Source organism: Vibrio anguillarum (genome assembly GCF_001989995.2).
GTDB classification, from domain to species: Bacteria; Pseudomonadota; Gammaproteobacteria; order Enterobacterales; family Vibrionaceae; genus Vibrio; species Vibrio anguillarum.
The window spans coordinates 26,489-39,279 of the sequence record NZ_JAHGUP010000047.1; the positions used below are offsets into that span (position 1 = coordinate 26,489).

Annotated in this window: 15 protein-coding genes; 1 reads left to right on the top strand and 14 read right to left on the bottom strand. The window is 43.8% G+C overall.

All coding sequences use genetic code 11. The features are described from left to right. The first annotated feature begins 121 nt into the window (after positions 1-121). Positions 122-703: a UPF0149 family protein gene (locus tag PL85_RS11980; RefSeq protein WP_017045210.1), complete on the top strand. Its 582-nt coding sequence runs from the start codon at positions 122-124 to the stop codon at positions 701-703. A 112-nt stretch (positions 704-815) separates the two neighbouring features. Here the strand turns inward: PL85_RS11980 and nadA are convergent, their stop codons facing one another. The 14 genes from nadA to ruvA form a co-directional block, all read right to left on the bottom strand. Beyond that, positions 816-1,877, bottom strand: a complete 1,062-nt coding sequence (gene nadA, locus PL85_RS11985) for a quinolinate synthase NadA (RefSeq protein WP_026028138.1) — start codon at positions 1,875-1,877, stop codon at positions 816-818. A 134-nt stretch (positions 1,878-2,011) separates the two neighbouring features. Then, positions 2,012-2,788, bottom strand: a complete 777-nt coding sequence (ybgF, locus tag PL85_RS11990) for a tol-pal system protein YbgF (RefSeq protein ID WP_019280925.1) — start codon at positions 2,786-2,788, stop codon at positions 2,012-2,014. A 15-nt stretch (positions 2,789-2,803) separates the two neighbouring features. Then, the gene (gene pal / locus PL85_RS11995) at positions 2,804-3,343 is read right to left on the bottom strand and encodes a peptidoglycan-associated lipoprotein Pal (RefSeq protein ID WP_013856577.1); all 540 of its coding nucleotides are present in this window, start codon (positions 3,341-3,343) and stop codon (positions 2,804-2,806) included. Between the two features lie 30 nt (positions 3,344-3,373). Continuing rightward, positions 3,374-4,711: a Tol-Pal system beta propeller repeat protein TolB gene (gene tolB, locus PL85_RS12000; protein WP_214649685.1), complete on the bottom strand. Its 1,338-nt coding sequence runs from the start codon at positions 4,709-4,711 to the stop codon at positions 3,374-3,376. Between the two features lie 27 nt (positions 4,712-4,738). After that, positions 4,739-5,809 (bottom strand): cell envelope integrity protein TolA, encoded by a 1,071-nt coding sequence (gene tolA, locus PL85_RS12005; protein ID WP_115339100.1) that lies wholly within the window; start codon positions 5,807-5,809, stop codon positions 4,739-4,741. A 12-nt stretch (positions 5,810-5,821) separates the two neighbouring features. After that, the gene (gene tolR / locus PL85_RS12010) at positions 5,822-6,265 is read right to left on the bottom strand and encodes a protein TolR (protein ID WP_013856574.1); all 444 of its coding nucleotides are present in this window, start codon (positions 6,263-6,265) and stop codon (positions 5,822-5,824) included. Positions 6,266-6,268: 3 nt separating this feature from the next. Continuing rightward, positions 6,269-6,952, bottom strand: a complete 684-nt coding sequence (gene tolQ, locus PL85_RS12015; RefSeq protein WP_115339101.1) for a protein TolQ — start codon at positions 6,950-6,952, stop codon at positions 6,269-6,271. Further along, positions 6,942-7,361 (bottom strand): tol-pal system-associated acyl-CoA thioesterase, encoded by a 420-nt coding sequence (ybgC, locus tag PL85_RS12020; RefSeq protein WP_115339102.1) that lies wholly within the window; start codon positions 7,359-7,361, stop codon positions 6,942-6,944. Before ybgC ends, tolQ begins: the two co-directional genes overlap by 11 nt. Before the next feature lie 179 nt (positions 7,362-7,540). Beyond that, on the bottom strand, positions 7,541-7,843 hold the full coding sequence (gene ybgE, locus PL85_RS12025) for a cyd operon protein YbgE (RefSeq protein ID WP_013856571.1): 303 nt from the start codon (positions 7,841-7,843) through the stop codon (positions 7,541-7,543). After that, positions 7,836-7,943, bottom strand: coding sequence for a cytochrome bd-I oxidase subunit CydX (gene cydX / locus PL85_RS12030; RefSeq protein ID WP_000270284.1), 108 nt, complete (start codon positions 7,941-7,943; stop codon positions 7,836-7,838). Before cydX ends, ybgE begins: the two co-directional genes overlap by 8 nt. An 11-nt stretch (positions 7,944-7,954) precedes the next feature. Next, positions 7,955-9,091, bottom strand: coding sequence for a cytochrome d ubiquinol oxidase subunit II (gene cydB, locus PL85_RS12035; protein ID WP_115339103.1), 1,137 nt, complete (start codon positions 9,089-9,091; stop codon positions 7,955-7,957). A 17-nt stretch (positions 9,092-9,108) separates the two neighbouring features. Beyond that, complete coding sequence (cydA, locus tag PL85_RS12040; protein WP_115339104.1) at positions 9,109-10,695, bottom strand: cytochrome ubiquinol oxidase subunit I; 1,587 nt, start codon at positions 10,693-10,695, stop codon at positions 9,109-9,111. A gap of 473 nt (positions 10,696-11,168) precedes the next feature. Next, positions 11,169-12,173 (bottom strand): Holliday junction branch migration DNA helicase RuvB, encoded by a 1,005-nt coding sequence (gene ruvB, locus PL85_RS12045; protein WP_017042275.1) that lies wholly within the window; start codon positions 12,171-12,173, stop codon positions 11,169-11,171. Then, positions 12,170-12,790 (bottom strand): Holliday junction branch migration protein RuvA, encoded by a 621-nt coding sequence (gene ruvA / locus PL85_RS12050; protein ID WP_013856566.1) that lies wholly within the window; start codon positions 12,788-12,790, stop codon positions 12,170-12,172. The genes ruvB and ruvA overlap by 4 nt, the downstream gene beginning before the upstream one ends. Between the last annotated feature and the right edge of the window lies 1 nt (position 12,791).

Here is a 12,791-nt window from a genome sequence, read left to right on the forward strand (position 1 = left end):
CAATCTTAGCGAGCAATATGTTGATTGTTGTAAAACCTCATTAAAGCCAACAAATTATCAGCAAAATTCGCATATTGTATCGCTTTAACGTTAAAATGGCTGCAAATACACTCGGCAACTGATGGGATCTGCTGTGAATTTACAAGAACTCCTTACCCAACCCGAACTAGAAGATAAATTGCTTAATGAGGCCAAAACTCAAGGTTTTGTCGCATCCATGGCGTCAGCGCCTAACTTGCTCCCGCCAGAGGAATGGCTCCCTTTTCTATGGGGGGGAGAAGAGATCGCGCCATTTAGCGAAGGCAAACAGCTAGAAACCTATTTCCAACTGATCGTTGAAATGTGGAATGACTATCGCCCTGCTTTGCTCGAAAATCAATGGAGCTGGCCTACTGGTTGCTCACTCGATGAACAAGAAATAGTGACTGAACACGTTCGTGATTTTTGTGAAGGTTTTCTTCAAGGTTGGCAACTTACGCGTGATGATTGGGAAACGTTAATGCCTGAAGATAGCCAAGACAATGCACTACTTGGGGGCGTACTCCTTTCGCTGAGTATGCTTTATGATCCGGAGACGTCCTTGGCAACACTTTCCCAACAAGGTATGCAAGGACTCGACCAGTTTGAAGAAATCTATCAGGCTATACCGGTGATGTTGTGTGGTTTAACGCAACGCGGCGCTCAGTTGGCACTAGAGCAATAAATTTGTTTTTGAATAGTTTTATTTTCGAATAACGTTAATTTCAAATCAATTTGCTTGCGATAAAAAAGGCTCTGAATAAGAGCCTTTTTTCATCCACTACCGCCGAAAGGAATTAGGCATTCCCTTTGACTTGCAAATTTAACTGTTCAGCAAAATCCAACATACGGTTTAATGGGATGAGTGATTTCACTCTCACGGCTTCATCGACGAAAATTTCGTGATCTTTACCGCCTTCCATAAGAGCTGACTCAATCGCTCGAAGACCATTCATCGCCATCCAAGGACAATGCGCGCAGCTTCGGCATGTTGCCCCAGCCCCTGCCGTCGGTGCTTCAATCAATTCTTTCTCAGGGACTAACTGCTGCATCTTAAAAAAGATGCCTTTATCGGTCGCCACAATCATTTTCTGTTGAGGTAAGGATTTTGCTGCCTTAATCAACTGGCTTGTAGAGCCTACAGCATCCGCAAGTTCTACCACACTGGCTGGTGATTCTGGATGCACAAGGATGGCCGCATCAGGATACAGTGCTTTCATCTTACGCAGTGCATCGGCAGAGAACTCGTCGTGAACTACGCATTCACCTTGCCAGAGCAACATCTTTGCGCCCGTTTTTTTCTCGATGTATGAGCCTAAATGGCGATCTGGCCCCCAAATTATGGGTTTATCTTCCGCATCTAAGTGCTCAACAATATCAAGTGCAATGCTCGATGTAACCACCCAATCGGCACGAGCTTTGACCGCCGCCGATGTGTTTGCATACACAACAACGGTATGATCTGGGTGTGCATCACAAAATTCTGTGAATTTATCGGCAGGACACCCCAGATCCAAAGAGCATTCTGCTTTTAAGGTTGGCATTAAAATGCGTTTTTCAGGGGTTAAGATTTTTGCTGATTCGCCCATAAAGCGCACACCAGCGATGATCAATGTACTTGCAGGATGGCGATTACCAAACTTGGCCATCTCTAATGAATCACCGACAAAACCGCCGGTTTCTTCAGCGAGAGCTTGAATTTCAGGATCGGTATAGTAATGCGCAATTAATACAGCATCTTTTTCTTTTAAGAGTTGTTTGATGCTTGCTGTATAGGCTTGTTTTTGCTCAACCGTCAGTGGAATGGGCTTTGGCGGAAATGGATAAATAGTTTCAATCGTATCTAATATGTGGCTCATTGCTCTTGCTCTACGCAACTTCCAAGAATCCGAGCATTGTACACCGCACCTAACGAAGGATCAAAAGCGATTCATAAAATAGTGCCGTCGAAAAAAGAGGCCACAAGGCCTCTTTTTATTAACTCAAATTGTTATCAATTCAAATTCTCTTTAGCAACCTTGGCAGACGCACTTGTAGGGTATTCATCCACAACTTGCTGATAATACTTATTTGCTTGCGCAGTATTATTATTGCGCTTGGCAATATCACCTAACTTAACCAGCGCATCAGCACGTTTATTGGAGTCACTGTAAGTGAGCACGGCGGCAAAACTTTGCGTCGCTTCTTTATCCTGCTTTTTCGCAAAATAGAGCTGCCCTAACCAGTAATGGGCATTAGACGCAAAATTAGAATCTGGATAATCTTTTTGAAACTGTTGAAACGCTGCAATAGCACCACTGTAATCCCTTTTCTTCAGGATTAAATCAACCGCATTTTGATAGGCAGTTTGTTCATCAACATTGCTGCTAAACGTTCCTGCAATATCAGTGTCCGTTGTCGGCTGTGACGAACTTGCGGTTGTATTCTTCATTTCGCCACGTACGCGATCTAACTCGATAAAGAGTTCACGCTGACGCTGCAACATTTGCTGCATATCGTAGCTATTACGCTCTAACTGGCCACGTAGTTCGCTGATTTCAAGTGCCATATCATCGAGCTGCTGCTGCATTTTGAGTTGAACGCTATTACGGTTTTCAAGCAGACGTTCAAGACGTTGTACATTAGATTCAGATGATGATTGTTGAGCACGAGATGTGCTTGCTGAAGAGCTATTGCTAAGATCGGATACTGGAGCTGGTGCAGCGAGTACTTGACCCGCTGCACTTGCCAGTAACGTAAGCGTTACAATTCGCTTTAAGTTACTGAACATGAGGCGATTCCTCGATTAGTATACGAGAACCGCGCGGCGGTTCTTCGCATACACTTCTTCAGATTGACCAAGAAGAAGTGGCTTCTCTTCGCCATAGCTAACGATCGAGATTTGGTCAGCTTGTACACCTAGCGCTTGTAGATATTTCGCTACAGCTTGTGCACGACGCTCACCTAACGCGATGTTATATTCAGGCGTACCACGTTCGTCAGCATGGCCTTCGATGGTAACTTTCATTGCTGAATTTTTGCTTAGGTAAGCTGCGTGTGCAGCAAGCATATCTTCGTAATCACCAGCAATTGTCGCGTTATCAAATGCGAAATAAATGGTTTGAGTTTCACGAAGAGCTTGTTCCTTTAGCTCTTGTTCAGAGAGTTGGCCATTCGCATCAATTGGAGAAACTACAGTTGTATCAACGCTGTTTGCTGAACCTGAAGTAGACTGGTTAGTTTGAGTACCAGAAGCATTTGTCGCTTCATCGCTTGAACTACATGCAGTTACTGCAAGTACTGGTAGCGCAATCAGTAGCCCTTTAAGAACTTTATTAAGTTGCATTTTTTTTCCTTACTTTTTGATACTTACTTGCTATAAAAACGGAGACCACGCAGGAGCCCTAACGCGACCATTTGTTGCCGGTAATCTAGCTTTGAAACGCCCATCTATAGACACCATCGAAAGTACATTCGCTTTGTTATAAATAGAACTGTATATGACCATACCACCATTGGGTGCAATACTTGGAGACTCATCGAGCAAAGTCTTTGTTAGAATTTGCACTGAACCAGTTTCCAAATCTTGTTTCGCCAGATTAAAACCCGAATTACTTCGGTTTACCATGACAAGGAATCGACCATCAGGCGTTATTTGTCCACCTAAATTCTGGCTGCCTTGCCATGTCAGACGATTGGTAGAACCGTCTGATAAATTTACTTGATATATCTGTGGTTTACCACCCCGATCCGAAGTAAATATTAGCGATTTACCATCAGGATGCCAGAACGGTTCTGTATTATTTGATCTGCCACTCGTTATTTGTTTCAGCTTCTTGGTTGTCAAGTCCAGAGTATAAACCTGTAAGCTGCCCGTTTTAGACAACACCAAAGCGAGGGTTTTCCCATCTGGCGAGAACCTCGGTGCCCCATTATGGCGTGGGTACGAGGTCACTTTCTCTCTTTCGCCAGTATAAATATTCATGATGAATATTTCCGCTTGGCCGTTTTGGAAGCTCACATACGCCAGTTGCTTACCATCAGGTGACCAAGTCGGTGACATCAAAGGCTGTTTTGAACGAAGTACTAAACGTTCATTGTAACCGTCATAGTCAGCAACCCTTAGCTGGTAAGGATATTGTTCATCGTCGTTGACCACCACGTAGGCAATACGAGTGAGAAACGCACCCTTATCACCCGTGAGTTCTTGATAGACCAAATCTGAAATTCGATGCGCATACTCACGCATTCGGTTTGCTGGTACGGTGGCAACTTTATTGAATAAAACATGATCTTTAGAAAGCACCAACTGTCCATCGTTACTTAATGCTTTGCTTTGGCCTTGTGTCAGTTGACCACGCACTACATCTACCAATTGGTAGTTGATGACATAATTACCTTCTGCATTTTGCGTAATGCTACCTGTGAGCAAAGCATCAACGCCGATGCTGGTCCAAGCATCAAACTTGACATCGGTTTCATTGTAAGGGGTTTGTGGCATTTTATTAGTATCGATTGGACTGAATTTACCACTACGCTGTAAGTCTGACGCGATCACCGCAGAAATATCCTGTGGTAATTTTGTTTTACCTTCCCACTTAAACGGTACGATAGCAATCGGCCTTGCTGAATTGATACCGTCGGTTATCACAAGCTCCAATGCGGCGTTGGCGAGCTGTACGCTACTTATAATGGTAAGTAGGCATCCTAACATCAATCGCTTTAACACAAGCTTTTCCTTTTAATTTGGGTCTACAGTTAAATTAATGTTTTTCAATTTATTGACTACATCAAGATCATCTTTAGGAAGTGGAAATGTGCCCACCTGCGCAACAGCACGTTTTGTCGCCGCGCATAGCCTAGAGTCTCCCTCAATAATGCTTAGATTCCCGAGTACCGCTCCCGTTCCCGTAGGAATAAGCCGTAGGTTCACTTTGCACTGTTTGCTTTTAAAACTGTCTTCAAGCAGCAAATTTTGTTGAATGAGCTGCACATAAATTGCTCCATATCGCTGAGCTTCACTCATTACAAATTGGGAACGAGCTGAGCTATTTTGCTCGGCTTCTGATTCTAACCCGGAAAAAATGTTGTTCAGTGCCGCTTCTTGTTCTTTGCGTTCGCGTTCCAATCTCTCCAAGCGTGCTTTCTCTTTTTTTGCATTCTCGGCCGCTTTTTTCGCTTCTTGTTCTTTGGCTATTCGCTCTTTCTCGGCTCGCTCTGCGGCTTCACGCTCTTTACGAGCTTTCTCTTTGGCCTGCTCAGCTTCTTTCTCGCGGGCAATGCGTTCTTTTTCCGCTTTCGCAATTTCAGCCTCTTTAACAATGCGCTCCTGTTCCGCTTTTTTAACTGCTTCTTCTTTTATCTTGCGTTCCGTTTCTGCTTTTAATGCTCGATCTTTTTCTTTACGGGCTCGCTCTTCTGCTACTTTACGCTCTTGTTCTTTTGCGGCACGTTGCTTTTCAGCTTCTCTGGCCGCTTTGGCTTCCTGAGCTTGTTGCTCTTTTAATTGGCGAATATTCTCTTCTTCCGCTTTGCGGCTTTTTTCCAACTGCTCACTTTCGCGGCGTAACTTATCCAGCCGATCCTGCTCTTTTTTGGCGACGGCCTCACGCTGATTACGAATTTGCTGTGCCTGTTTTTGTACCAATTGTGGGTCAATCACCACGGCTTGAACCATCGGCCCTACAGGCTCGGGCTTAGTGAGGTTAAAATCCGATCCCCATAACAAAGCAATGATCAACACTGTATGCAAAGCAGCCGAGATAATGATGGGCTTTTTGTAATCGCTTTTTTTGGATTTATGATCTTTCATGAACAGTACAAACTATCCTTTAATTTCGGTTAGCAGACCTACTTTTGAAATGCCCGCACGATTCAATTCATCCAGAACCAGTATCACTTCTGCATAAGGCGTTGCAGCATCACCGCCAACCGCAACCGGTGAATCCGGTTTCAACGACAATTCAGCTTTGACTCTAATGATGACATCTTGCAGCGAAAGACCCCGCTCGACTTCCTCATTATTTACGCTCAACCCGAGACGACCTTCTTTATCTATTTCCACGATGATAAAACTACTATCACTATCACCTTTCAGCTCAGCCGCTGACTTTGAAGTGGTGGTTTTAGGAAGCTCGACATCAACGCCTTGAGTGACAAACGGTGATGTCACCATAAAAATAATCAGCAACACGAGCATAACGTCGATATAAGGGACAACGTTAATCTCAGCTGTCAACTTGCGCTTTTTACGCTGGTAACCCACCATCGTCTATTCCCTACCAGCCATCGCTTGGCGGTGAAGAATGCTATGAAATTCTTCAGAAAAGGTGGCGTAATTATGCTCTAATTTGCTGACTTTATTGCTCAACCTGTTGTAAGCCATCACCGCAGGAATAGCCGCAAATAAACCCATAGCGGTCGCAATCAGCGCCTCTGCAATACCAGGAGCCACCATTGCTAACGTCGCTTGCTTCACCGCATCTAACGCAATAAATGAGTGCATGATTCCCCATACCGTACCAAATAATCCAATGTATGGGCTGATAGAACCCACGGTCGCTAGAAATGGCAGACTGGTCTCTAACTCGTCCACTTCCCTTGCGACAGCAACTCGCATCGCACGTCCCGTCCCTTCCATGATGAAATCGGGTGAAGTGGCGTTAGTCTTGCGTAAACGTGCAAATTCGGTAAAGCCAGAGTAAAAAATCTCTTCTGTACCCAAAAGTTCATCTTTACGCTTTTTGACATCTTGATAAATAACGGATAAGTCAGTACCAGACCAAAATTTGTCTTCGAAAGCATCAGCGTTCTTTTCTGCTTGGGAAAGGACTTTACTACGTTTGATGATCATCGCCCACGAAACGATAGACATCCCCAAAAGGATTAGCATCACCATCTTGACCAATAAGCTGGCTTGCAAAAACAGATCGAGAATTGAGATATCAGCAGTCACTATGGGTTAACTCCAAAATTATTGATTGAGGCATCGCTTTTGGCCTCATGTTCTGATTGTCGATGCATGCTACCTTAACTATTGCTTTACACAATACTTTACCCTCAGGATTGACGAGCTCTTGACAGAAAATCAGAGACGCTTTTTTCAAAGCTGAAATTACAGTTTTTATCGTCAGCATATCGTCTAAACGTGCAGCTTGTAGAAAATCGATGTCAACGTGCCTGACCACAAAACCAATGTTCTGCTGCAAAAACGTCTGCTGAGACACTCCAACTGCGCGTAACATTTCAGTTCGGGCTCGTTCAAAGAATTTAAGATAGTTTGAGTGATAGACGACACCACCAGCATCCGTATCTTCATAGTAAATCGTTACAGGCCAATGAAAGGCTGAGGCTGTATTTTGCACAAAGGTTCCAACACATATACAGATTTAGGCGGATACTATAACGCAACTCATTGACGTTAGTACAAGCATTGAGTGGACTTTTACAAAACTTGAAACAAAAAATTAGTGCTGTCTCAAAGAGGCAGCACTAATGTGGGTCGTTAATCAACCTTCGACAGGTTATTCATACACAGTAAATATCAAACGAGTCGAATAATCGTTAAGTAAATTAAGATCGATAATGAAATGTAGGGGCTAAACAATAATTGCCAAAACCATTTACGTGGTCTAAAGCCAACACCAAAAACCATACTTGCACACAGCGCCCATATCATGAGTGGTGAAATAACCGCGTTAAAACCACCAATGCTCTGAGAATACAACTCGGGATCCCACATAATCATGGCGATATGATAAAAACCAAGCAAGAGCGATAAGACTCTGAGCAGAGTCTTATCAACCAGTTTATGGTACTCAGTGACTTGCATTGCAAGTTTACTCACTGTCTTTGTCCATCATTTCAGAATGCTCTAACCAAAGAGCGTTGATGATGCCAAATGCACACGCTAAAAGCACACCTAGAATCCATGCGAAATACCACATATCTATGCCCCTTAGTAAAGTGAGTTTTTGTTTTCTTCAATAAACTTGCTATCAAGACGACCAAACATCTTGTAGTAAGTCCAAGTGGTGTAACCAAGAATGATAGGTACCATTACAAAAGCGACCACTGTCATTAAGTTCAACGTCAATTCACTCGATGTTGAGTCCCACATGGTCAAGCTGTTACTTGGTACTAAGCTTGAAGGCATGATAAATGGGAACATCGCAAAACCAGCGGTGAAAATCACACCTGCATTGGCTAAGCTAGAAGCCAAGAATGCGAGACCACCTTTTTCAAAACGCGACGCCAACACAGCAAGTAGTGGCATGGCAACACCCAAAGCTGGCGCTATCCATAGTAATGGGTAAGCGTTGAAATTAGCCATCCACGCCCCCGCCTCACGTATCACTTCTTTATTGAGTGGGTTTGATGCAGCATGTGTATCAATGACGCTGGTAATCACGTAACCATCGATGTTTTGGATCCAAAACCCTGCAGCGACGAAAGTAACAGCAACCAACAAGCCCATTAGTTGAGCGACGCCACGAGCGCGTGCATGCAGCTCATCGGTGGTTTTCATCTGTAGCCAAGAAGCACCTTGTAAAATAATCATAAACAAGCTGACTAAGCCACAAAGCAGAGCAAATGGGTTCAACAGACCAAAAAATGAACCGTGATACGTTGGCATCATGAAATCACTGAGTTGGAATGGCACGCCTTGTAGTAAGTTGCCAAAGGCAACACCAAAGATGACTGGTGGTACAAAGCCACTAATTGAAATACAGATATCCCAAGTATTACGCCACTTTGGATCTTCAATTTTTGAACGGTAATCCAAACCAATCGGACGAAGCCATAATGCAGCCAATGTAACAATCATAGCCAAATAAAATCCGGAAAATGATGTCGCATAGACTAACGGCCAAGCCGCAAACAGTGCACCACCTGCCGTGATAAGCCAAACTTGGTTACCATCCCAGTGTGGGGCAATAGAGTTGATCATGACACGACGCTCACTGTCATTCTTACCAATGACGGGAACAAGAGCACCAACGCCCATGTCAAAACCATCTGTGATTGCAAAACCAACCAGCAGTACGCCGATCAGCACCCACCAAATTAGTCGCAAGATTTCGTAATCAAACATTATTCTATCTCCCTGCCTTATGCTTCGACTTGACGGCTAACTTTGTCTTCAACAGAGTTTGCGTTTTGCTCAAAGTGATAACGACCAGTTTTCAGACTGCTAGGCCCTTTACGAGCAAATTTAACCATCAGGTAAACTTCAGCAATCAAGAACACAGTGTACAGTGCAAGAATCGCAAACAATGAGGTCCATAATTCGCCCAGAGTTAGCGCAGAAGCGGCAACATTGGTCGGCAATATTTCACCAACAGCCCATGGTTGACGGCCATATTCAGCAACAAACCAACCCGCTTCAATTGCAATCCACGGTAGAGGAATACTGAACAAGGCGGCTTTAAGTACCCATTGTTTTTGCTCAATTTTCTGACGGCAAGTTTGAATAAATGCTGCACCAAAGACAAATAGCATCACAAAACCGACACCAACCATCAGGCGGAATGACCAAAATAGTGGCCATACGGTTGGAATTGAATCATCAGCGGCGGCTTGAATTTGCTCTTCCGTTGCATCGCTCACTTTATCGGTATAACGTTTTAGCAATAAGCCGTAGCCCAAATCGCCTTTCACTTCTTCAAAAGCGGCAATGTTTGCTGGCGATTTTTCGCCTGCACGTAATTTTTCTAACAGTTCATAGGCATACATACCGTTACGGATGCGATCGACGTGATCATCACGTAAATCACGCAACCCTGTGACTTCAGTATCGAGAGAACGTGTAGCGATAATACCCATCACGTATGGAATTTTTACTGCATAATCGGTGTGCATGGCGTCTTGGTTAGGCAAACCAAACAGTGTAAATGCAGCCGGTGCAGGTTCCGTGTGCCACTCAGCTTCAATCGCAGCCAGCTTCACTTTTTGAACTTCACCTACTTCATATCCTGATTCATCACCAAGCACAATCACGGACAAAATAGCGGCCATGCCGAATGATGCAGCGATAGCGAATGAGCGGCGTGCAAACGCAACGTCTCGGCCTTTCAGCAAGTAATATGAACTAATACCAAGAATGAACATCGCACCAGTGGTGTAACCAGAAGCGACGGTATGCACAAATTTTACTTGAGCGACAGGGTTGAAAACGACTTCAGCAAAGCTGACCATTTCCATACGCATAGTTTCAAAATTGAATTCTGCGCCGACTGGGTTTTGCATCCAACCATTCGCAATCAAGATCCAAAGTGCCGAGAAATTGGACCCCAAAGCAACCAACCAAGTCACGCCCAAGTGCTGGCGTTTTGATAGTCTATCCCAACCAAAGAAGAACAAACCGACAAAGGTTGATTCTAAAAAGAAGGCTACAAGTGCTTCAATCGCAAGAGGGGCGCCAAAAATGTCACCTACATAGTGGGAATAGTATGACCAGTTTGTACCGAACTGGAACTCCATAGTGAGGCCAGTGGCCACCCCAAGGGCAAAGTTAATACCAAAAAGCTTACCCCAGAACTTTGTCATGTCCTTATAGATTTGCTTATCAGTCATTACATACAAAGATTCCATGATGGCTAAAAGAAAAGCCATACCTAGAGTCAATGGAACGAACAGGAAGTGATACATCGCTGTCAGTGCAAACTGCAACCGCGATAGATCAACGACGTCAATCATGGTAACTCCTTTGTGCCGGCTGAATGACACTTTTGACATGCTGAACGGGTTAAAATTCCTCAAAATTCATCAGTGATATAACCTCATCAAATGTTGAAAAAATATCAGAATTTTGTTGCAAGCATGTACCGTTATGGTTAGTTAATTGTTAAGCATCAGCTAATATAGCTGAGACTAATACTACTTCTAAATGCAGGTTGTTTCAAAAGATTTATGGGAGAAAAACGCCTTGATTTACATCAATTTTCACGCGCCAAACCTGAACAAAAAAAGAACAAAATGATCCACATCAAAGGAAGAATGAAATTGTTGTGAGTATTTAGTGAAAGGGATAGAAATTAATACAACGAATCACACAGAGAGTTAACAATACACTTCACATCATTAACTCTTTAGTGATAAGAAAATTATCATAAATAAGATTTAGTTCACACTTTGTGCTTACCACCTAAAAATGACGATGAGATGTAAACTTATTTTTCAATTCCGAAGTGAAGATAGGCGCGATCGGTCGCCATTCGTCCTCTTGGTGTCCGTTGTAAATAACCTTGTTGGATAAGAAAGGGTTCTAATACATCTTCAATGGTATCTTTTTCTTCGCCGATTGCAGCGGCTAGGTTATCGAGACCAACAGGTCCACCGCCAAATTTGTCCATAATCGCTAGTAATAGCTTTCTATCCATATAGTCGAAACCTTGGCTATCAACATCCAACATGTTTAGCGCTTTATCTGCAGTCTCTATACATATGTGCCCGTTGCCTTTCACTTCAGCGTAATCTCGAACTCGGCGCAATAAACGGTTGGCAATCCGAGGCGTTCCCCTTGCTCTCCTAGCCACTTCAAGTGCACCATCCGCTTCCATCGACAATCCTAAACAGTCCGCGCTTCTTTGCACTATGTACTGTAGATCATCAATTTTGTAATACTCAAGGCGCTGTACAATACCAAAGCGATCACGCAAGGGGGAGGTTAACGAGCCAGCGCGAGTTGTTGCCCCAATCAGCGTAAAAGGGGGTAAATCGATTTTAATGGACCGAGCGGCTGGACCTTCGCCAATCATTATATCGAGCTGGTAATCTTCCATTGCGGGATAAAGAATTTCTTCAACCACTGGACTTAATCGATGAATTTCATCAATAAAAAGAACGTCGTTCTCTTCAAGGTTAGTCAGTAATGCCGCCAAATCACCTGCTTTTTCCAATACCGGACCAGAAGTTGTGCGGATATTCACTTCCATCTCATTGGCAACGATATTGGCTAATGTTGTTTTTCCAAGCCCTGGAGGGCCAAAAATCAGGAGATGGTCGAGTGGTTCGCTGCGCATTTGTGCCGCTTTAATGAAGATTTCCATTTGATTGCGTACATGATCTTGGCCACGATAGTCCGCTAATTTTTTGGGACGAATCGCGCGATCAATAATATCTTCATCTTTAAAAATAGGACTATCAGGGGCAATTAAGCGATCAGCTTCAATCATACCATTGCTCTCAAGGCTTCTTTAATCAGCGCTTCGCTGGTCATGTCAGCCTTCATTACTTGTGCCACTACTTTAGAAGCTTGTTGAGGCTTATAACCCAAAGAAAGTAACGCACTGATCGCTTCTTCTTCCGCATTGCTCGTGAGCGCTTCCAAGGAATTGTTATCGACTGGCGCAGCGTCAGTAGCGGGAGTGAAGAGGTCACCGGCTCCCCAACCTTTCAGCCTATCTTTCATCTCAACAACCAAACGTTCAGCGGTTTTTTTACCCACGCCAGGAAGCTTAACTAATGTGGAGATATCTTCACGCTCAACGCATGAAACAAATTGACCGGCCGTCATTCCGGACAAAATACCCAAGCCTAATTTTGGCCCGACGCCATTCGCTTTAATCACTTCACGAAATAAAGCTCGCTCTTTTACCGTGTTGAAACCATATAAAAGCTGCGCATCTTCTCGGACCACAAAATGGGTATAAATGACTGCTTCTTCGCCCAATTTAGGGAGTTCATAGAAGCAACTCATTGGCATTTGGACTTCATAACCAATGCCAGCGACTTCAATCAATAGCTCTGGAGGTTGCTTTTCAATCAGAATGCCGCGAAGACGTCCAATCACA

What these genes read in the sequence shown, in the direction of transcription:
- PL85_RS11980 (WP_017045210.1), top strand. Translation starts at nt 122, where the DNA reads ATGGGATCTGCTGTGAATTTACAAGAACTCCTTACCCAACCCGAACTA.
- nadA (WP_026028138.1), bottom strand. Translation starts at nt 1,877, where the DNA reads ATGAGCCACATATTAGATACGATTGAAACTATTTATCCATTTCCGCCA.
- ybgF (WP_019280925.1), bottom strand. Translation starts at nt 2,788, where the DNA reads ATGTTCAGTAACTTAAAGCGAATTGTAACGCTTACGTTACTGGCAAGT.
- pal (WP_013856577.1), bottom strand. Translation starts at nt 3,343, where the DNA reads ATGCAACTTAATAAAGTTCTTAAAGGGCTACTGATTGCGCTACCAGTA.
- tolB (WP_214649685.1), bottom strand. Translation starts at nt 4,711, where the DNA reads ATGTTAGGATGCCTACTTACCATTATAAGTAGCGTACAGCTCGCCAAC.
- tolA (WP_115339100.1), bottom strand. Translation starts at nt 5,809, where the DNA reads ATGAAAGATCATAAATCCAAAAAAAGCGATTACAAAAAGCCCATCATT.
- tolR (WP_013856574.1), bottom strand. Translation starts at nt 6,265, where the DNA reads ATGGTGGGTTACCAGCGTAAAAAGCGCAAGTTGACAGCTGAGATTAAC.
- cydX (WP_000270284.1), bottom strand. Translation starts at nt 7,943, where the DNA reads ATGTGGTATTTCGCATGGATTCTAGGTGTGCTTTTAGCGTGTGCATTT.
- cydB (WP_115339103.1), bottom strand. Translation starts at nt 9,091, where the DNA reads ATGTTTGATTACGAAATCTTGCGACTAATTTGGTGGGTGCTGATCGGC.
- cydA (WP_115339104.1), bottom strand. Translation starts at nt 10,695, where the DNA reads ATGATTGACGTCGTTGATCTATCGCGGTTGCAGTTTGCACTGACAGCG.
- ruvB (WP_017042275.1), bottom strand. Translation starts at nt 12,173, where the DNA reads ATGATTGAAGCTGATCGCTTAATTGCCCCTGATAGTCCTATTTTTAAA.